Annotated in this window: 23 protein-coding genes and 3 pseudogenes; 11 read left to right on the top strand and 15 right to left on the bottom strand. The window is 67.8% G+C overall.

Going from position 1 to position 17,761, the window contains the following annotated elements:
• The first annotated feature begins 683 nt into the window (after positions 1-683).
• Together ACZ8AI_RS18260 and ACZ8AI_RS18255 are read left to right on the top strand one after the other, a co-directional pair.
• Entirely contained in the window at positions 684-1,040 is a 357-nt protein-coding gene (locus tag ACZ8AI_RS18260) for a CPBP family glutamic-type intramembrane protease (RefSeq protein WP_464859335.1), read from the top strand.
• Positions 1,037-1,300 carry a CPBP family glutamic-type intramembrane protease gene (locus tag ACZ8AI_RS18255; RefSeq protein ID WP_464859334.1) on the top strand — a complete coding sequence of 88 codons (264 nt, stop codon included), beginning with the start codon at positions 1,037-1,039 and terminating at the stop codon, positions 1,298-1,300. Before ACZ8AI_RS18260 ends, ACZ8AI_RS18255 begins: the two co-directional genes overlap by 4 nt.
• A gap of 133 nt (positions 1,301-1,433) precedes the next feature.
• Here the strand turns inward: ACZ8AI_RS18255 and ACZ8AI_RS18250 are convergent, their stop codons facing one another.
• The 11 genes from ACZ8AI_RS18250 to ACZ8AI_RS18200 all read right to left on the bottom strand — a co-directional run bounded on the left by ACZ8AI_RS18250 (position 1,434) and on the right by ACZ8AI_RS18200 (position 6,598).
• Positions 1,434-1,748 (bottom strand): hypothetical protein, encoded by a 315-nt coding sequence (locus ACZ8AI_RS18250; RefSeq protein WP_464859333.1) that lies wholly within the window; start codon positions 1,746-1,748, stop codon positions 1,434-1,436.
• A gap of 190 nt (positions 1,749-1,938) precedes the next feature.
• Positions 1,939-2,205 carry a hypothetical protein gene (locus ACZ8AI_RS18245; protein WP_464859332.1) on the bottom strand — a complete coding sequence of 89 codons (267 nt, stop codon included), beginning with the start codon at positions 2,203-2,205 and terminating at the stop codon, positions 1,939-1,941.
• A complete protein-coding gene (locus ACZ8AI_RS18240; RefSeq protein ID WP_464859331.1) occupies positions 2,198-2,674 on the bottom strand; it encodes a hypothetical protein in 477 nt (158 codons plus the stop codon). Before ACZ8AI_RS18240 ends, ACZ8AI_RS18245 begins: the two co-directional genes overlap by 8 nt.
• A 694-nt stretch (positions 2,675-3,368) precedes the next feature.
• Positions 3,369-3,650, bottom strand: a complete 282-nt coding sequence (locus ACZ8AI_RS18235) for a hypothetical protein (RefSeq protein ID WP_464859330.1) — start codon at positions 3,648-3,650, stop codon at positions 3,369-3,371.
• Positions 3,650-4,204, bottom strand: a complete 555-nt coding sequence (locus tag ACZ8AI_RS18230; RefSeq protein WP_464859329.1) for an ABC transporter permease family protein — start codon at positions 4,202-4,204, stop codon at positions 3,650-3,652. The genes ACZ8AI_RS18235 and ACZ8AI_RS18230 overlap by 1 nt, the downstream gene beginning before the upstream one ends.
• A 118-nt stretch (positions 4,205-4,322) precedes the next feature.
• Positions 4,323-4,625: a hypothetical protein gene (locus ACZ8AI_RS18225; protein ID WP_464859328.1), complete on the bottom strand. Its 303-nt coding sequence runs from the start codon at positions 4,623-4,625 to the stop codon at positions 4,323-4,325.
• Between the two features lie 94 nt (positions 4,626-4,719).
• Positions 4,720-4,860, bottom strand: coding sequence for a hypothetical protein (locus ACZ8AI_RS18220; RefSeq protein ID WP_464859327.1), 141 nt, complete (start codon positions 4,858-4,860; stop codon positions 4,720-4,722).
• The gene (locus tag ACZ8AI_RS18215) at positions 4,842-5,852 is read right to left on the bottom strand and encodes a hypothetical protein (RefSeq protein WP_464859326.1); all 1,011 of its coding nucleotides are present in this window, start codon (positions 5,850-5,852) and stop codon (positions 4,842-4,844) included. Before ACZ8AI_RS18215 ends, ACZ8AI_RS18220 begins: the two co-directional genes overlap by 19 nt.
• Positions 5,792-6,328 (bottom strand): ABC transporter substrate-binding protein, encoded by a 537-nt coding sequence (locus ACZ8AI_RS18210; protein WP_464859325.1) that lies wholly within the window; start codon positions 6,326-6,328, stop codon positions 5,792-5,794. The genes ACZ8AI_RS18215 and ACZ8AI_RS18210 overlap by 61 nt, the downstream gene beginning before the upstream one ends.
• Positions 6,241-6,474: a hypothetical protein gene (locus ACZ8AI_RS18205; protein ID WP_464859324.1), complete on the bottom strand. Its 234-nt coding sequence runs from the start codon at positions 6,472-6,474 to the stop codon at positions 6,241-6,243. Before ACZ8AI_RS18205 ends, ACZ8AI_RS18210 begins: the two co-directional genes overlap by 88 nt.
• On the bottom strand, positions 6,455-6,598 hold the full coding sequence (locus ACZ8AI_RS18200) for a hypothetical protein (protein ID WP_464859323.1): 144 nt from the start codon (positions 6,596-6,598) through the stop codon (positions 6,455-6,457). The genes ACZ8AI_RS18205 and ACZ8AI_RS18200 overlap by 20 nt, the downstream gene beginning before the upstream one ends.
• 178 nt (positions 6,599-6,776) lie before the next feature.
• Between ACZ8AI_RS18200 and ACZ8AI_RS18195 the strand changes: the two genes are divergently transcribed.
• From ACZ8AI_RS18195 to ACZ8AI_RS18160, 8 genes and pseudogenes are all read left to right on the top strand, one after another.
• A complete protein-coding gene (locus tag ACZ8AI_RS18195; protein ID WP_464859322.1) occupies positions 6,777-6,908 on the top strand; it encodes a LacI family DNA-binding transcriptional regulator in 132 nt (43 codons plus the stop codon).
• Between the two features lie 255 nt (positions 6,909-7,163).
• Entirely contained in the window at positions 7,164-7,571 is a 408-nt protein-coding gene (locus tag ACZ8AI_RS18190) for a hypothetical protein (RefSeq protein WP_464859321.1), read from the top strand.
• Positions 7,483-7,827 (top strand): substrate-binding domain-containing protein, encoded by a 345-nt coding sequence (locus tag ACZ8AI_RS18185; RefSeq protein WP_464859338.1) that lies wholly within the window; start codon positions 7,483-7,485, stop codon positions 7,825-7,827. The genes ACZ8AI_RS18190 and ACZ8AI_RS18185 overlap by 89 nt, the downstream gene beginning before the upstream one ends.
• Before the next feature lie 583 nt (positions 7,828-8,410).
• A pseudogene (locus tag ACZ8AI_RS18180) lies at positions 8,411-8,458 on the top strand (hypothetical protein); the annotation flags it as partial.
• A gap of 41 nt (positions 8,459-8,499) precedes the next feature.
• On the top strand, positions 8,500-8,751 hold the full coding sequence (locus ACZ8AI_RS18175) for a hypothetical protein (protein ID WP_464859340.1): 252 nt from the start codon (positions 8,500-8,502) through the stop codon (positions 8,749-8,751).
• 394 nt (positions 8,752-9,145) lie between these two features.
• Positions 9,146-9,478 (top strand): SdpI family protein, encoded by a 333-nt coding sequence (locus ACZ8AI_RS18170; protein WP_464859320.1) that lies wholly within the window; start codon positions 9,146-9,148, stop codon positions 9,476-9,478.
• A 48-nt stretch (positions 9,479-9,526) separates the two neighbouring features.
• On the top strand, positions 9,527-9,952 hold the full coding sequence (locus ACZ8AI_RS18165) for a hypothetical protein (RefSeq protein WP_464859319.1): 426 nt from the start codon (positions 9,527-9,529) through the stop codon (positions 9,950-9,952).
• Positions 9,953-11,043: 1,091 nt separating this feature from the next.
• Positions 11,044-11,760, top strand: coding sequence for a hypothetical protein (locus ACZ8AI_RS18160; RefSeq protein WP_464859318.1), 717 nt, complete (start codon positions 11,044-11,046; stop codon positions 11,758-11,760).
• Between the two features lie 154 nt (positions 11,761-11,914).
• Here the strand turns inward: ACZ8AI_RS18160 and nrdF are convergent, their stop codons facing one another.
• From nrdF to nrdH, 4 genes and pseudogenes are all read right to left on the bottom strand, one after another.
• Entirely contained in the window at positions 11,915-12,916 is a 1,002-nt protein-coding gene (nrdF, locus tag ACZ8AI_RS18155; protein ID WP_464859317.1) for a class 1b ribonucleoside-diphosphate reductase subunit beta, read from the bottom strand.
• Between the two features lie 134 nt (positions 12,917-13,050).
• A pseudogene (gene nrdE, locus ACZ8AI_RS18150) lies at positions 13,051-15,157 on the bottom strand (class 1b ribonucleoside-diphosphate reductase subunit alpha).
• 17 nt (positions 15,158-15,174) lie between these two features.
• Positions 15,175-15,591 (bottom strand): class Ib ribonucleoside-diphosphate reductase assembly flavoprotein NrdI, encoded by a 417-nt coding sequence (gene nrdI / locus ACZ8AI_RS18145; protein WP_464859316.1) that lies wholly within the window; start codon positions 15,589-15,591, stop codon positions 15,175-15,177.
• Positions 15,592-15,699: 108 nt separating this feature from the next.
• A complete protein-coding gene (gene nrdH / locus ACZ8AI_RS18140) occupies positions 15,700-15,933 on the bottom strand; it encodes a glutaredoxin-like protein NrdH (RefSeq protein WP_464859315.1) in 234 nt (77 codons plus the stop codon).
• A 437-nt stretch (positions 15,934-16,370) separates the two neighbouring features.
• Here nrdH and ACZ8AI_RS18135 point away from each other — a divergent pair.
• Positions 16,371-17,577: pseudogene (locus ACZ8AI_RS18135) on the top strand (MFS transporter).
• The last annotated feature ends 184 nt before the right edge of the window (positions 17,578-17,761 follow it).

Raw genomic sequence — 17,761 nt, 5'->3', positions numbered from 1 at the left:
TGGTGGGATCGGCTGCCTGACCGGATCGCTACAACCTTCGGTCCAGACGGCAGCCCCGGTGGGTACGGAACGCCTCTGGGGACGGTGAGCTCTCTGCTGCCGTGCAAACCCCTTTCATCGCGGCGGTCGGATCTGCCTTCGCTCGAGATCGGCGAAAAGGTCGGATCGCCTGCGCGGTGACCGGTGGATTCATCGCTACCGTGGCGATCAGCTGGCCGATCATCGCGGGAGTCGCGGCCTCGACCGTGGCACCAGCAGCGTGGTGGGCAATCCTGGCGGGCTCCGGCGTGGGCAGTCGTTCCCTACTGGCTGCTACGACCCGACAAGGAGGCAGCATGAGGCAGATCACGGCGCGAAAGGACGAAGGGGAGACCACAGCTGGGAGCTCGCGGGGCACCCGATGGGGTGCGATCAGCGCGTGTTCGTGTCCCTGGCCTACGGTGCGGCGGATGCTGCTCAGTCAGCAATCCAGGCAAGCGCGGACCTCTCGGACCTCAGTCGGAGCCCCGGTGCGTACATCGGGACCGTGGCGATGATGTTCACACCGGGTCTCTCGCAGCACTGCTGGTCGCGGTCGCGCTCCAACGTCGCCGTGGGAAAGAGATCCTGGTTGAGCTTGGGCTGGACGGACTCTTCACGCGTCGCTCCGGCGCTTCGCTCTCGCCGGCGTCACCGGAGCTGTTGTGCTGATCTCCGGCAGTTGGGGCCTCGGGATGCTGTTCGGGTGGGTGCAGCTCGACCCCGAACAATCTGTGGCGAAAGAACTCATCGTTCGAGTCACGGGCGAGCAACCGCCGATGCCGATGGCGCTCCTGGCGCTGCTTCAGCTGCTGAATCTCCCGATCGGGATTGCAATCACCGCGATCGCTGCGACCGGCGAAGAAGTCGGTTGGCGCGGCTGGCTCCTCCCGAAACTACTGCCGCTCGGTCCCGGATGGGCGTTGAGTGCGAGCGGCGCTATCTGGGGCCTGGCACGCCCCCGCGATTCTGCTCGGCCTGAACTACGAGCAACGCAATCCGCTCGGGATCATCAAGGATGATGATCGGCTGCGTCGGCGCGGGTGTGCTGATCGGCTGGCTACGGCTTGCGAGCGGATCGCTTCTGCCGTGCGTGCTCGCACACGCCGCTCTCAACAGCTTCGCCACGTACCAGTCCATCCTCTTCCCCCCTTTCGACCAACGCCTGGTCGGGCCGCTCGCCATCACCGGGTGGGTCGTCATGACGCTCCTGATCACGTCGTGCATGTTGCGGGCAACTCCGACATCGGCAGCGACACGGCTCAGAACAGGGCAGCCTTGAGATCCGCGACACCGAGGTTTCGCGGTAGCCAACCGGATGTCCGAGGAACTCACCGGGCCACCTTCGGCCAGCACGGACAGACAGGCGCGGTGCCAACCGGCACCGCGCCTCCAGTCCGGAAAGCTGCCTCCCGCTACCGCCCCGGCTCCTCCACATCGTCCACGTCTCGCCAGTTCCCGATCACCGGGAACTCCGTCACCCGCAGCCGCGCCGACCCGTACGGCACGAGCCGCAGGTCGTCATCGGGCCCGTGGTCGAGCACCGGACTCGCCGGGGGAACGTCGGCCTGCGCTCCCGCCATCCGCCACTCGGTCGCCCGGGCGCCCGGCGCGTGCAGCACGACCGCAGCACCCGCCGGTCGCGGAGCGACCACGGCGCCGTCGGAACGGTCCTGCGGGTCACCCGCCACGAAGCGGCTGAACCGACCTGGTCGAGCGCCCAGTTCCACGACCCGCGCGGGTGGATCACTCCCCGATGCCCGGTGAACCGTCGTGCTCCACCCAGCGCTCCCCCGGCGAGTACACCATCGTCAGCGGCCCGAGCCGCACCGATGCTGCCCGCCGCTCGCGTCGCGTCACCCGCCCGCATCGGCAGGACGAGCACGACGTCACCGGCCGTCGACCAGTCGCGTTCCAGGGTCACGTAGCCGTCCTCGGCCGGAGTCGCGACTCACCGGCGAGCGCCACCGGGGCACCGCCGACCGTCAGCCGGGCGTCGTCGGCCCACTCCGGGATGCGGAGTCGGAGCGCGAACGGTGCCGTCCGCTCGGTCGTTACACGGATGGTGACGGTCTCGTCGAACGGGTACGCCGTGTCGACCTGGATCGTCACCGGGTAAGGCCCGACGGCCGTCTGCACGGTCACGGGCGCGTAGGCCACGACCCGCAGCCCGTCGTCATCACGCAACCAGGAGTTCGCGACGAACTTCGGCCACCCCTGGTGCAGGTTCGCCGTGCAGCAGCCGAAGTGCGGCTCGAGGCCGAAGATCCCGGCGTCGTCGGACGAGAAGCTCCACTCCCGATCGGCCACCGACACCGACACCTGGTTCGCCTGCTGGTAGGTACTGGTGCCCGCGCATCTCCGGGTCGCTCGACGCCGGCAGCAGGTTGTACGCGAGGTGCTCGAGCCGGTCGCCGTCGATCGCCCGGCCGTACACCTGCGCGTGGACCTCCTGGGTGAACATCATCTCGACGACCTGGCACGTCTCGACGCCCGCCGTCGCAGCCGGTCCCCCGAGCCACTCGTCGCCCGAGAACCACCCGTGGGCCTGCCCGCGCCACTGGTCGAGGTTCCCGAACGCCGACTCGGTGCGGGCGGCGTGTCCGGCGAGGTCGCGGTCGCGGAGGGCATCCACGGCGCCGGTCTTCAGCCCCATCGCGACGTTCGGTCCGTGCGTCCGGTGCGAGAAACGCACCCGCGCGGCGCCGGTGATTGAGGTCGCCAGCCAGGTACTCGTCCCACCGGACCGTCTGTGCCGCCAGCAAGTCGACGAGGTCGAGCAGCCAGTCCTCGCCGGTCTGCTCGTGCAGCCACCACACGGACAGCACGTTGTCGGCGCCGCGGGCACGCCCCCAGGACGTCAACGGCCGGGCAGGCAGGTGCGACAGCTGGTGCCGGAAGTAGCGCGCCAGGAACGGTGCGACGCGCTCGTCCCCGGTGGCGTCGGCGCGCTGCGTGAGCACCTTGCACGCGACCATCCGCGGCCACCAATCGTCGTTGCCGGTCGGTCCGAAGAACCCGTCCTCGCGCTGCGAGCTGAGGATCCACTCGATCCACGGAGTCGCGAGCGCCAGCAGTCTGTCGTCGTGCAGCACGTGCGCGAGCGGCACCAGGCCGTCCAGGTAGTACGGCCCGCGTTCCCAGTTCTCACCTGCCCCGCCGCGCCAGCCGCTGTCCGGTCCGACGTCGGCCAGAGCGCCTCCAGTTGCCCGGTGATGTTGTCGGCCTGCAGCCGGAGCTGGTCGAGTAGCCAGCCGTCGGGAGTGATGCTCCCGAGTGGCAGGGCCGGTGCGCGACCGCCGGGGTGGGAGCGTCGGCAGCCGTGCCGGTGGTCGGGGTGTCCGTGATGGTCATTTGATGGATCCTCCGATGAGACCTCTTGGTGTAGTACCGTTGCAGTGCGAGGAACAGCACGACCACCGGGACCGTCGCGACGCACGCGACGGCGGCAGAGCCTGGTCGATCACCGGCACGCCGGGGATCTTGAAGGACGAAGCGCTCGACAGCGCGAGCGGGAGTGTGTACTTGCTGTCGGTCGACAGGAACGTGACCGAACTGAGCAGGTCGTTCCACCCGGCCATGAAGCCGAACAGTGCGGTCGTGACGAGCCCCGGCCACGCGAGCGGGAGCATCACCCGACTGCAGGATCCGCCCGGTGCCGGCACCGTCGATGGCCGCGGCGTCCTCGAGTTCGGACGGGATGCCGTCGAACGTGTTCCGCATCACGAACACCGAGAACGGCAGGCTGGAGCGTCACGAGGACGAGCACCACGCCGGCGAGCGAGTCGAGCAGCCCGAGTTTGCCGAGCACGATCGACAGCGGCGTGAGCAGGCCCTGGAACGGCACGACGAGCGGCGCCAGCAGGAGCACGAACACGACCGTCGACCCGCGGAACCGGATCTTCGACAACGCGTAGGCGGAGAGCGTGGACACGATTGCGACGAGTACGGCGACCGAGATCGCGACGACGAACGAGTTGACGATGTTCTGTCGCAGGTCGACCGAGGGGTCGAACACCTTCGTGTAGTTCCGGAGCGTGAGCGTCGCGATCGACTCGAACCCGATCCCCTGGGCGTCGGCGTCCGCCGGCAGGAACGACCGGAACAGGATGTACAGGACCGGCGCGAGGAAGAGCAGTGCGAGCACCGTCCCCACGACGACGTACGCGACGCCGCTCGCGTGCACCCGACGACGTCGCGGCGGGGTGACGCCCGGCAGGCCGGTCCGGCCCGGCGTGGTCCGGCGAGTCCGGCCTGGAGGCGCGGCTCGCGTCGCGTCGGGACGCTGCGGTCGTCCGTCTTGGTCACGTCGGTGGCGCTCTCATCGGTCGTCCTCCTGTCCGGTGGAGCGTAGGGTCCCGGAGCTGGACGATCGGGGCGATGACGAGGATGATCACGGTGAGGATCATCGACAGGGCGGCGCCGTAGCCGAGGTCGTAGCGGACGAACGACTGCTGGTACGTGTAGGCCATCACGGTCGTCGTGGTCGACCCGCTCGGGCCGCCCTCGGTCAGCATCGCAGAACTGGTCGAACACCAGTGGATCGAGCCCGACACCGCGAGCAGCATGCACAGCGCGAACTGTCGCCGGACGAGCGGGAAGACCACGGAGCCCTCGCGTCGCCACCACCTCGGCCCCGTCGATCTTCGCCGCCTCGACCTACCTCGGTCGGCACGGCCTGCATGCCGGCCATGAGCAGGATCACCGCACGCCCATCGACTTCCACACCGTCAGGACGATGACCGCCCAGAACGCGGTGTCCGGGGACGTGAACCAGGCGGTGTCCCCGTTGGTCAGGCCGATCGACTTCAGGAGCATGTTGATCACGCCGGTCCCCGGCACGAGGAGCACGTTCGCCATGTACGCGGCGGCGGTGAACCCGATGACCACGGGCATGAAGAACGCCGTCCGTACGAAGGAGACGTGAGTCGCCTCGCCGCGGACCATCGTCGCTGCGGCGTAGCTCGCGGCCATCCCGAGCGGCACCGACACCACGGTGAAGAGCAGCGAGAAGCCGAGGAACGCCAGAACGCGGTGTCCTGGAACGCCTGCGTGTAGTTGGCGACGCCGGCGACGCTGACCTTGCCGAGCAGCGGCCAGTTCGAGAACGACATCCCGACGAGCAGCACCATCGGCACGACGAAGAACACGACCGCGAGGACGAGAGCGCCGGCGCGACGAGCACCCACGCGAGCGTCTGGCGACGACGGCTCGCGGACCGCGGACGGGAGCGCTTGCCCCCGTCCGCGACCCCGACGAGCGCCGAGGAGGTGACGGCTGTCAGCTCGCCCGACCTGGCTGCAGGCCTGCTCGATGAGCGAGTTGGCCTGCTTCTCGGCGCTCGCCAGGGCGGTCTTCGCCTCGGCGCCCTGGAAGATGACCTTCTGGGACTGCCGCAGCCCACGGGCCGTTCGGGTCGTTGATGACCGCGTTGTACGCGAGGGCTTTCCTCGGGAGCTTGCCGATCGCGAGGCGTGTCGACGATGTCCTTGACCAGTCGTACCGTCGCGAGGCTCTTCGCCACCGTGAGGTCCGGCGCGATCCAGCCCTGCGAGAGATCGATCTCGGCGGCCTTCTTCGAGCTGACGAGCCACTTCAGCGAGCGACCACGCGCCGTCGGCGTTCTTCGCACCGGCGGTCATGCCGATCTCGTCACCGCCGAGGAACGACCCCGAGCCGCCGTCCACGCCGGGGATCCCGACCGCGCTGCCGAAGTCCGCCTTCTTGGCGGTGAGGGTGTTCGCGCCGCCGAAGACGATGCCGACCTTGCCGTTCAGGGCGTTCTCCCGCCCGACGTTGCCCGGGTCCTGGTTGGGCTGGTCGGTCTTCTGCATGAGCCCGACTTCCACATGTCCCGTACCAGTCGACCATCCCGGACGAGCTCCGGGCTGGTGAACTCCGCCTTCTGGCTCTTGCCGGCGGCCGTCAGGACGCTGCCGCTCTTCGCCCACGAGCTCGGGAACCCGGTCCACGCCTGCCCGACCCCGCCGAGGGTCGAGAACCCGGTGACGCCTCCCGAGTGTTGGATCTTCTCGGCCGCGACCTTCACCTCGGCGAGGGACGTCGGTGGCTTGGTCGGGTCGAGGCCGGCCTTCGTGAACAGTGACTTGTTCCAGAACATCTGGGAACCGGTGAGCGCCACGGGCAGGGCGTAGTTCTTGCCGTCGAGCGTGCCGATCTCGACACCGGCAGGCGCGAGGTCGCCCTTGTTCGACAGGCCCTTCACCTTGTCGGTGACGTCGGCGAGCAGCCCCTGGGTCGCGAGCAGCGGAGTGTTGACGATGTCGTAGCTGACGAGGTCCGGAACCACCCCGCACGAGCGGAGTTCGCGAGCTTCGTGAGGTACTGGTCGGCCCGGATCGTGGAGAGCTTCACCGTGATGCCGGGGTTCGCCTTCTCGTAGGCCTTCACCTGGTCGGTCAGGTCGACGCCACCGTCACGCTGCCAGAGCGTCACGGTGCCCTTCGCGGAGCCTCCGCTGTCGGCCGTCCCGCTCGAGGAACACCCGGCCAACCCGGAGTGCGGCGATCGTCAGTGCGGCTACCGCGATCGCGGACCGCCGGATCGTGGATGTCTTCATCGTCATCTCCCGCTATGCAGCTCGCCGCATCGTTGCGGCAATGTTTGCTGCAGTTGCCGACGGTAGAACGTGGAGAATGCCGTGTCAATGCTTGACGCCGGAATCGTGATGCGGCAAGGTTTGCCGAGTGTCGTACGCTCCGCAACGCAAGGAGGACGCCGTGGTCAACCGACGTGAGGTGACGCTCGCCGATGTCGCCGCCCAGACCGGCGTCTCCGTCGGCACGGTCTCGAAGGTCCTCAACGGCCGCGGGCAGATCGCCGAGGGGACGCGGCAACGCGTCGCTGCAGCGGCGACCGAGCTGGACTGAGCGTGCGCGCCGGACGCGAGCCGCGCCTCTCCCCACCCGCTCGGCCGCCACGTCGCTCCCGCAGGCTCCGCGACGCGTCGGAACCGGCGGGCGTGGGCCCCGACCGGTCCTTCCTGGTCGGGGTGCTCTCCACCGACGCCTACGGACGGTTCACCATCCCGATCCTCACCGGAGCCGAGGACACCTTCGGACCGGGCGAGGTGTCGATGTTGCTCGCCGAGAGCCGGGGCGACCCCATCCGCGAGGCTGCACTACGTGCAGACGTTCCTGAACCAGCGCGTCGACGGGATCGTCGTGACCGGTCGCTCAAGCGACCCGCGACCCTCGATCACCGGACTGCTCGGCGTGCCCGCCGTCTACGCACTCTCGCCGTCACTCGACCCGGATGACGTCTCCATCGTGCCTGACGACGAAGCCGGCGCCGCGCGCGCGATCGACCACCTGATCGGCTCCGGCCGACGGTCCATCGCCGTGATCTCGGGCGCCCGACGGCACACCGCGAGCGCGCACTGCCGTCGAGAGCGCCAAGCGCGCGATCGCCGCGGCGGGAACCACGCTCGCCGGCGGCGACGCCCTGTACGGCGAGTGGAGCGAGCGGTGGGGGTACGAAGCCGCCACGCGACTGCTCGGCACCGAGTTCGACGGCGTGTTCTGCACGAGTGACCAGATCGCACGCGGGGTCGTCGACTGCCTGCGCGAAGCCGGGATCGCGGTGCCGACGCAGGTCGGGGTCGTCGGGGTCGACAACTGGAGCGTCATCACCGACGCCGCACGGCCCTCGATCACGTCGGTCGACCTGAACCTGCGCGAGGTCGGGCGTCAGGCGGCTGACCTGCTCATGCGGAAGATCGCCGGGGAGGCCGTCGAGGGCGGGGTCCGGACAGCGGAGTGCTTCCTCGTGCCGCGGCAGTCGACGTGATCTTGTTGGAGGAGGTCCTCGCCGCGGCAGGTCTGCCGACCGATGGGCACTACGAGGCGAAGGGCGGGTGGGTCAGTCGAGCGTGGGTGGGGTCGACACATACGTCGTGCGGGTCGGTGACGACGCGGCTGCGTACGCGTACGACCACGAGGCAGCGGTCGTCTCGCTGCTCGCCGGGACGGACGTGCCGCACGGCGGACACATCGCGCACGGAGCCTCGGCTGAGGGCGCCTGGTACGTGTCCGCTCCGCTTACCCGGGCGGACGCTGCACGACACGTGGCCGACCGCCTCGGTCGCCGAGCGTCGGTCGATCATCCACTCGCTCGGGGACGCGTTGCGCGCACTGCACCACGTGCCGATTCCCGACGGGCTGATGCCGCCGTGGCTTCGTGAGGCCCTTGCCGGCGGATCGTGGCCGGCGTACCACCCGCCGTTCGTGGGCGCGGCAATGTCGCTCGTCGAGGATGCGGCGGCCGCCGGGCTTTCCTCGCCGTCGCTCACTTCTTGGGTTTCATCCACTTGCCACTGTTCGATGCCGATCCGCACGTGCTCGTGCACGGGGACCTGCACGGGTCGAACGTCATGGTCGAGGAGGGGCGGGTCACGGGGCTGATCGACTTCGCCGAGGCGGTGGCGCAGCCGGCGGACGTCGAGCTCGACACAATTCTGCGGTGGTGTGCGCGGCCGGAGGAGTTCCCGCCGACGCCGTCGTCGCGGGGCTCGATGCTGCGTCGTTGGCTCCGGTGCCCGGGTGGTTGGAGGAGGTCTACCCGGAGCTGTTCGCACGGCCGTCGCTCCCGGCTCGACTGGCGTTCTACGACCTGTGGGTGGAGCTGGCGATCGTCGGGCATCATCCGGATGCGGCGGTGCGGGCAGTGGCGGAGGAGCGGATCGTGCGGACGATCACTCGGGCTGCCCGGTAGATCCGGGAGGCGTCCGTGCCCCTCATGTGTCGTTGCCGGCCCGCGTGGGCGTCACTGACCGATCGCGCTGTCGGGCGACGAACCACATCGCGGGCCGACGAACGGGACGATGAGGACGACGACCCGCCCATGTGAGCAAACGCCATCCGGAAGGCGACGGAGAGCGGATCAGCGACATGAAGGCTGCGAGGGCCAGCATCAGCGCGACGAGTGAGACCGCCGTCAGCGCGCCGTCGAGTGCCGTGGGGACGAGTGGATTCACGCTCTGCTCCTTGGCCGACGGCACCACTCCGTCGTATCGTCACGCCGACGAGGCGGTAGTACATTGCCGTTTCAATTCCGTGACACTAGCGTTGGTTGCATGGTCGGAGCAATGGTGTTCGCGTTGGCACTCGTGATCGGCGGCGCCGTCCTCGTGACCTGGCTGACCTGGAAGGCCGCCAACGGATCCCTGCCTCGGAACGATCTCGCTGGCGTCCGGACGCGGGTCACGATGTCCAGCGATGAAGCCTGGCGCATCGGGCACCGAGCAGCACTCCGCCCGACGGTCGTTGCCGGGATCCTGACCGTGCTGTGGGGCCTGGCGAGCATCGGTTTCGCGCCGCTCCGCAATCCGGTCTCGGTGCTCGTGGCCACGGCGGTGCTCCTCGGCGGCGTGCTCCTGTCCATCCCGGTGGCGCATCGCGCTGTGCGCCGCTGCAACACGGAGAATGACGCCTCAGCCTGACTCGAGCGTCCGATCGAAGCGTCAGCCGGAAGGGCGTTGACTACGCCCATGATCACCAAGAGCAAGATCCACGAGGTCGAGAGCGCGACCGTCCGAGATCGTGACGGCGCGTCGGTCGGCAAGGTGGCGCGGGTGTTCCCCTCCGACGAGGACGGCAGCGCGGCCTTCGTCAGCGTCGCAACAGGACTGCTCGGGAATCACCACGCACTCGTCCCGGTCGAGGACGCGACGTTCGACGGCACGGATCTGCACGTCGGGTACGCGAAGAGTGCGATCAAGGGCGCGCCGTCCCTCGGGGCCGGACAGACCTTGTCCCCTGCCGAGGCGAACGCCGTCCGCAAGCACTTCGGGCTGTCCCCCGCCGGGAACGCGACCGGGGACATGGGCGACCCGCACGAGAACCTCGATCAGGCCGGGGCGGGTCCGGCGGGCGCGGACGACACCGAGGGCGCAGGAACGACGCCGCCGGCGTGAGCCCCGCCGGGGCGACGACCGTCGCGACGCGGCCTTCCGAACTGCGGCCGTGAGGCGTGCCGCCCCCGACGCCCGGCAGCCCTGTTCAGCGCGACCGCAGACTGAGGGCTGCCTGCTCGACGGCGTCGGCGAGGGGGCTCGCGCCCTCGACCCAGCTGGGGATGTCGGCGCCGGCGTCTTCGGCTCTCCCGGTGGGCCAGGGCCGCGGGGCGCATGCCGGCGATGCCGAGGTCGCGGAGATCGTCGTGGGTCCACCCGTGTTCGATGAGTTCTGTGGCGGCGACGGCGAGGGTGCCGTACCGGGTGGGCGCGCCATCGAACACGGCGAGGTAGTCGTTCAGGCGGATGCAGGCGACGGCGAACCGCTCGAGCGTCCGTCGTTCCCAGCAGCGGGTCACCCACGGGAAGATGCTCACGGCGCACACCGGCAGGCGTTCGTCCGGGCCGGTGACGCGCCCCGTGGCTGCCCCTCGATCATCTGTTCCCCACGTCTGGCATCGTCCCACGATCGGTCACGGCCTCTCGACCTGTCCGTTGATGTTGTCGGACGGACCCCTCGACGATCTCGCACGCGCAGCGAGACCGGAACCACCCTTCGGTCGTTCAGCGAACGCCTGCGGCCCGACCAGCCCTGCTGGGTCCATTGACCGCTCTGCTCGCCGTCTCCGTTCCGCTCTTGGATGTCCGTGTCCGGGCGTGGAGCTGGCGAGTCTTGGGCGCTCACGTCGAGGGTCTTCGTCGTCGGGACCCTCGAACTGGGGCACCACCGGGCATCACGCCGAGGGGTGCTCCTTCATTACCATCAACATGAGCTCCACCAATCCACCAGGGAACGTGTCGTGACGATTCGCACATACACCGCCGTAGCGAACGGAGTCGTCGCCGCCCTTGTCGTCGCGTGCACACTCGCTGGTTGTGCCTCATCCACCGTGATACCGGGTCCGACCGCAGCACCGACCACTGCGCCACCACAGGCCGCATCCGGCGACACCGTGACCGCCACCCCGACACCGGTGGGCACGCCGACGCCGGTGGGCACGCCGACGCCGACTGCAGCCGCGAGCGAAACTGCTCTCCCAGTAGGAGACGTCGTGTCGAACGGCCGCGCTTGGCGGCAGTCGTTCACCGAGGACTTCACGAAGCCCGCCGCGCTCGGCGACGTCCCGTCCGTCTACCCCGGCATGGGCTTCTACGACGGCTTCACGGACACCAGCGGACTCGGCACGTACGCCCCGGACAAAGTGCTGTCCGTCGCTGACGGCAACCTCGACTTCGACTTCCACACAGCGGCCGGCAAACCCCTCGTCGCAGCAGTCATGCCCGATGGATACGCCCCACACACCACCGCACGGGTCTCCATCCGGTACAAGACGACCACTACCGACGGCTACAAGTTCGTCGGGATGCTGTGGCCCTCATCCGACCAGTGGAACGACGGCGAGATCGACTGGCCCGAGTCACTCGCGCTCGGCGCCAAGCCGCGCCCCGCATCCGCGATCCCCGGTACGTACGCGAACCGGAGCATGCGGCCACGACCGCTCGGCGCAGGTCCCCGCGAAGACCGACACCACCGCGTACCACGTCGCCACGACCGAGTGGGACCGTGGGATCGTCCGGTTCTACTGGGACAACGAGCTCGTCTCCTCCACCACGTCGGCCGTCCCGACGAAACCGATGCGTGTGACCCTGCAGGGCGAAACGTGGACCAACAGGGGTGCCGTCCCCGCGAACGCGTCCGGGCGTGTGTCAGTCGATTGGATCGCCATCTGGGACTGAACAGGAGGCACCGATTCCGAACGAGAGGCTGATCCCAACCGCGGCGGTCTCTCTGGCACCTCCCGCCCCGCGCACGCCCGAGTGGTTCCGCGACGCACGCCGGGCCTGGCGCCGCTGAGGTCCAACGGACACAGAAACGCCCCGCCGGCCGAAGCCAGCGGGGCGTCCCCACGAGTCACACCAGGATCAGAAGTCCCAGTCCTCGTCCTCGGTCTTCTCCGCCTTGCCGATGACGTACGACGACCCGGACCCCGAGAAGAAGTCGTGGTTCTCGTCCGCGTTGGGCGACAGCGCCGACAGGATCGCCGGGTTCACATCCGTCGTCTCCTTGGGGAACATCGGCTCGTAGCCCAGGTTCATCAGCGCCTTGTTGGCGTTGTAGTGCAGGAACTTCTTGACGTCCTCGGTCAGCCCGACCCCGTCGTAGAGGTCCTGCGTGTACTGCACCTCGTTCTCGTAGAGCTCGAACAGCAGGTTGAACGTGTAGTCCTTGATCTCCTGCTTGCGCTCCTCGGAAAGGCCCTCGAGACCCTTCTGGAACTTGTACCCGATGTAGTACCCGTGGACGGCTTCGTCGCGGATGATCAGGCGGATCAGGTCAGCGGTGTTGGTGAGCTTGGCGCGCGAGGACCAGTACATCGGCAGGTAGAAGCCGGAGTAGAACAGGAACGACTCGAGCAGCGTCGAGGCGACCTTGCGCTTCAGGGGGTCGTCACCGGTGTAGTAGTCGAGGACGATCTGGGCCTTCTTCTGCAGGTTCACGTTCTCGGTGGACCAGCGGAAGGCGTCGTCGATCTCGGGCGTCGACGCCAGCGTCGAGAAGATCGACGAGTAGCTCTTCGCGTGCACCGACTCCATGAACGCGATGTTCGTGTAGACGGCTTCTTCGTGCGGGGTGATCGCGTCGGGGATCAGGCTGATCGCGCCGACGGTGCCCTGGATGGTGTCGAGCAGCGTCAGGCCGGTGAAGACCCGCATGGTGAGCTGCTGCTCCTCCGGCGTGAGCGTGTTCCACGATTGCACGTCGTTCGACAGCGGCACCTTCTCGGGCAGCCAGAAGTTGTTGACCAGCCGATTCCAGACCTCGACGTCCTTGTCGTCCTGGATGCGGTTCCAGTTGATGGCACTGACCGCGCTGATCAGCGGGATGGACTTGCCCGTGGCGTGGACCGGGTCGGTGAGGGTCATGGGATTGTCTTCCGGATTCGAGATGGTGATCTGATGACGGACTGGAGGCGCGGTGCGGGCTGGCACCGCGCCTCCAGGGTGTGGGCAGTCGCGTCAGCGACCAGTGGGCCGCAGCATGCACGACGCCGGAGGCGTCACAACATGCACGAAACGCAGCCCTCGACCTCGGTGCCCTCGAGCGCGAGCTGGCGGAGACGGATGTAGTAGATCGTCTTGATGCCCTTGCGCCATGCGTAGATCTGCGCCTTGTTGATGTCGCGCGTGGTGGCGGTGTCCTTGAAGAACAGCGTCAGGGACAGGCCCTGGTCCACGTGCTGCGTCGCCGCGGCGTACGTGTCGATGATCTTCTCCGGGCCGATCTCGTACGCGTCCTGGTAGTAGTCCAGGTTGTCGTTCGTCATGAACGGCGCCGGGTAGTAGACGCGGCCGAGCTTGCCTTCCTTGCGGATCTCGATCTTCGACGCGATCGGGTGGATCGACGACGTCGAGTGGTTGATGTACGAGATCGAACCGGTCGGCGGGACTGCTCTGCAGGTTCTGGTTGTAGATGCCGTACTGCTGGATTGACGCCTTCAGCGCCTTCCAGTCGTCCTGCGTCGGGATCGTGATGCTCGCGTTGTCGAACAGCGACGCGACACGGGCGGTCGCCGGCGTCCACGCCTGGTCGGTGTACTTGTCGAAGAACTCACCCGACGCGTACTTCGAGTCGCGGAAACCGTCGAAGGTCTCGCCCGTCTCGATCGCGATCTTGTTCGACGCACGAAGCGCGTGGAACAGCACCGTGTAGAAGTAGATGTTCGTGAAGTCGATGCCCTCTTCGGAGCCGTAGTACACGCGCTCACGAGCGAGGTAGCCGTGCAGGTTCATCTGGCCGAGGCCGATGGCGTGCGACTTGTCGTTGCCGTCCTCGACGGAACGCACCGAGTTGATGTGCGACATCTGCGAGACCGAGGTCAGGCCGCGGATGGCGGTCTCGATGGTCTTGCCGAAGTCCGGCGAGTCCATCGTCAGCGCGATGTTCAGCGAGCCGAGGTTGCAGGAGATGTCCTTGCCGATCTCCTTGTAGGACAGGTCCTCGTTGAAGGTGGTCGGCGTGTTGACCTGCAGGATCTCCGAGCACAGGTTGGACATGTTGATCCGACCCTTGATCGGGTTGGCCTTGTTCACCGTGTCCTCGAACACGATGTACGGGTAGCCCGACTCGAACTGGATCTCGGCGATGGTCGTGAAGAAGTCACGTGCCTTGATCTTCGTCTTCTTGATGCGCGAGTCGTCGACCATCGCGCGGTAGTTCTCGGAGATCGGGACGTCGCCGAACGGGACGCCGTAGACCTTCTCGACGTCGTACGGCGAGAAGAGGTACATGTCCTCGTTGTTCTTCGCGAGCTCGAACGTGATGTCCGGCACGACGACGCCGAGCGACAGCGTCTTGATGCGGATCTTCTCGTCCGCGTTCTCGCGCTTGGTGTCGAGGAACTTCATGATGTCCGGGTGGTGGGCGCTGAGGTAGACCGCGCCGGCACCCTGACGCGCGCCGAGCTGGTTCGCGTAGGAGAAGGAGTCTTCCAGCAGCTTCATCACGGGGATGATCCCCGAGGACTGGTTCTCGATCTGCTTGATCGGTGCGCCGGCCTCGCGGATGTTGGAGAGGAGCAGGGCCACGCCGCCGCCGCGCTTCGAGAGCTGCAGCGAGGAGTTGATGCCGCGCGAGATCGACTCCATGTTGTCCTCGATGCGGAGGAGGAAGCAGGAGACGAGCTCGCCGCGCTGGGCCTTCGCGGTGTTGAGGAACGTGGGGGTCGCGGGCTGGAAGCGGCCGGCGACGATCTCTTCGACCAGGTCGATGGCGAGCTGCTCGTTGCCCTGGGCCAGGCCGAGGGCGGTCATGACGACGCGGTCCTCGAAGCGCTCGAGGTAGCGCTTGCCGTCGAACGTCTTGAGCGTGTAGCTCGTGTAGTACTTGAACGCGCCGAGGAACGTCTGGAACCGGAACTTCTTCGAGTACGCCAGGTCGTTGAGTCGCTGGATGAAGTCCAGCGAGTACATGTCGATCGTGGCTTTTTCGTAGTACTCGTTCTCGACCAGGTAGTCGAGCCGCTCCTTCAGGTTGTGGAAGAAGACGGTGTTCTGGTTGACGTGTTGCAGGAAGAACTGCTTGGCGGCCTCACGATCCTTGTCGAACTGGATGTTCCCGTCCGCGTCGTAGAGGTTGAGCATCGCGTTGAGGGAGTGGTAGTCCATCCCCGTCTGCGGCGACGTCAGATCGACGTCTGCAACTGCTGCGTCCAAAATGCATCCAATCCTGAGTTGACCGCCGACACGTCGTCAGGGGTCCCGAAGAGTTCGAAACGGTAGAGAAGGGGGACGTTGCACTTCCGCGCGATGACGTCCCCGGCGAGACCGTAGGCCTCGCCGAAGTTCGTGTTGCCGCCGACGACCACCCCGCGAATGAGCGAGCGGTTGTGGGCGTCGTTGAGGAACTTGATGACCTGCTTGGGGACCGCGCCCTCACCGTTGCCGCCACCGTAGGTGGGCAGGAACAGCACGTACGGCTCGTCCACGTGGAGGAAGGGGTCGCTCGGGTAGAGCGGGATCCGGTCCGCGTCGCGCCCGAGCTTCTCGACGAAGCGCGCGGTGTACCCGGACACGCTCGAGAAGTAGACCAGTCGGCTCATGGTGCCCCTCCGGGTGAGAAGGTGCGGACAGACGGACCGGGGTGCCCGGCGGCGATGAGTCGAGCGTCCTGAACGAGCTCGGTCACCGTCCGCCGGACGGGAGACGCCTTACGCCAGCTCGGCGCTGAGGGTCGCGATCTTGTCGGGGCGGAAGCCCGACCTGTGGTCGTCATCGGTGACGACGACGGGGGCCTGCATGTAGCCGAGGCTCTTGACGTGCTCGAGCGCGGCTTCGTCGGTGGAGACGTCGTGCACTTCGTACTCGATGCCCTTGTTGTCGAGCGCACGGTACGTCGCGGTGCACTGGACGCAGGACGGCTTGGTGTAGACGGTGACGGCCATGATCTCCCCTGGTTCTTGCTGATGCTGTGGTGGTTGTTCTGGTGCCTGTGGACCGGTGTCCCTACGCCTGGTGAACGGTGCCCGTCGAAGCCGACTGGGCGCAGTTCCGGGGCGAGTGCTTTCCGGTGACTCGATACTACATCTAGTGGCCGACACCGCGAGCGACCACAAGAGAAAGTGTTACAGCCGTGTAGTTCTCCACAGGCCGTCCACAGTGTGGATGGCCTGCAGGGCCTCGTCCCGAAGGCCGGTTTTCCGCCACTCTCGCACCGACCTCCGACATCCATCCACACCTTGTGGAGCAGATTGTCCCCCGGTGTGGAGACAGGACCTCGGCGTGTCGCGTTCGTCCTCCACAAGGGGTCTTCCGGACGGACGATCCACCGCCTCCCCCGACGGGTGGACGCCCCGCTCCGCCCGGTCCGTACACTCGTCCCGTGAGCACGTACGGACCCCTGCTGAAGACCCCCGGAGTCGGTCGCGTCATCGCCGCGCAGCTCACCGCACGCTTCCCGTTCGGCATGCTGTCGCTCGCCTACCTGCTCCACGTCGAGCACGTCTTCCACTCCTACGGGGCGGCCGGGCTCGTCCTCGCCACCACCAGCGTCGGGCAGGCACTCGCCGGCCCGCTCACCAGTCGGTGGATGGGCAGCTGGGGCACGCGGCCCGCCCTCGTGCTGACCAGCCTCGTCGCCCTCGTGAGCATGGGCGTGGTCGCGTTCGTCCTCATGCCGTTGTGGGGCTACGTCGTCGTCGGCTTCCTCGGCGGCCTGGCGGTCCCGCCCGTGCAGCCCCCGCGGTGCGCACCATCTACCCCAAGATGGTGACCTCGTCGCAGCTCACTCCCCTCTTCTCCCTCGACGCCAGCGCGCAGGAGCTCATCTGGGTCGCCGGCCCGGTCATCACCACGTTCGTCGCCACGCAGGTCGGCACGGTCCAGGCGATCGTCGTCGCGATGGTCTTCCTGGTCGTGGGCGGCACGTGGTTCATCGCTTCCCCGAACTCGGTCGTGTCCGCATCCCCCGCTCCAAGCGCGCGTTCGGCGTCGTGCTGAAGCGTCCGTCCGTGGTCGTGGCGACCCTCACCGGCCTCCTGCTCATCGGGGCGTGCGCCGCGGTCGAGGCGAGCGTGACGAGCGTCTTCGGCGAGGGCAGCCCGAACGCCGGCATCGTCCTGGCCGTCTTCGCGGTCGGCTCCCTGATCGGCGGGTTGGCCCTCGGACACCGCCCCATCTCGCGGAACACGCTGTGGACCCGCATGGCGATCGTCTTCGTCGGCCTGGCACTCGCCGTCGGCGGCACGAACTTCTGGTGGCTCTGCTTCGCCCTGGTCATCGCGGGTGCGGGAATCGCCCCGGCCCTCGCGGTCATGTTCGGCTCGGTGTCCGCCACGGTGAAGTTCTCGGACACGGCCGAGGCCTACGGCTGGATGGGGACCGGGCAGCTCATCGGTGCGGCCGGCGGATCCGCCGTGGCCGGCTTCCTCATCGACATGCACGGTGCGAGCGGCGGCATGACCGTCGGCGCCGTCATGGCCGCCGTCGGCGTCGTCCTGCCCCTCGTGATGAAGCGGTGGCTGCCCGACCTGCGCGGTCGCGACGCCAGCCCCATCCCCGACACCGAGCCGGTCAACCTCCCGACGTAGGCACGAACGTCGCCAGGGGCGAACGCTCCGCCGCTCCGACAACCTCGGCGTCGATCCGCCGCGCTTCCCGTTTGCCCGGTCGCGACGTCCAACTGACCACCCCGGTGCCCGGCCTTGTCTCGTTCGTGTGGCGGCAGACGTCCGCGAACCTGCTTCGCACCGGCTCCGCACCTTCGCGAGGGCC

This window comes from Curtobacterium sp. AC273 (assembly GCF_979253735.1).
Note: the sequence above shows the minus strand (reverse complement) of the source record. Positions and strands in the feature narration are given on the sequence as shown.

Excerpts from the sequence above, each read along its gene's own strand:
- ACZ8AI_RS18255 (WP_464859334.1), top strand. The coding sequence starts at position 1,037 with ATGATGATCGGCTGCGTCGGCGCGGGTGTGCTGATCGGCTGGCTACGG.
- ACZ8AI_RS18240 (WP_464859331.1), bottom strand. The coding sequence starts at position 2,674 with ATGGGGCTGAAGACCGGCGCCGTGGATGCCCTCCGCGACCGCGACCTC.
- ACZ8AI_RS18235 (WP_464859330.1), bottom strand. The coding sequence starts at position 3,650 with ATGCTCCCGCTCGCGTGGCCGGGGCTCGTCACGACCGCACTGTTCGGC.
- ACZ8AI_RS18215 (WP_464859326.1), bottom strand. The coding sequence starts at position 5,852 with ATGCAGAAGACCGACCAGCCCAACCAGGACCCGGGCAACGTCGGGCGG.
- ACZ8AI_RS18200 (WP_464859323.1), bottom strand. The coding sequence starts at position 6,598 with ATGAAGACATCCACGATCCGGCGGTCCGCGATCGCGGTAGCCGCACTG.
- ACZ8AI_RS18165 (WP_464859319.1), top strand. The coding sequence starts at position 9,527 with ATGATCACCAAGAGCAAGATCCACGAGGTCGAGAGCGCGACCGTCCGA.
- nrdF (WP_464859317.1), bottom strand. The coding sequence starts at position 12,916 with ATGACCCTCACCGACCCGGTCCACGCCACGGGCAAGTCCATCCCGCTG.
- nrdI (WP_464859316.1), bottom strand. The coding sequence starts at position 15,591 with ATGAGCCGACTGGTCTACTTCTCGAGCGTGTCCGGGTACACCGCGCGC.
- nrdH (WP_464859315.1), bottom strand. The coding sequence starts at position 15,933 with ATGGCCGTCACCGTCTACACCAAGCCGTCCTGCGTCCAGTGCACCGCG.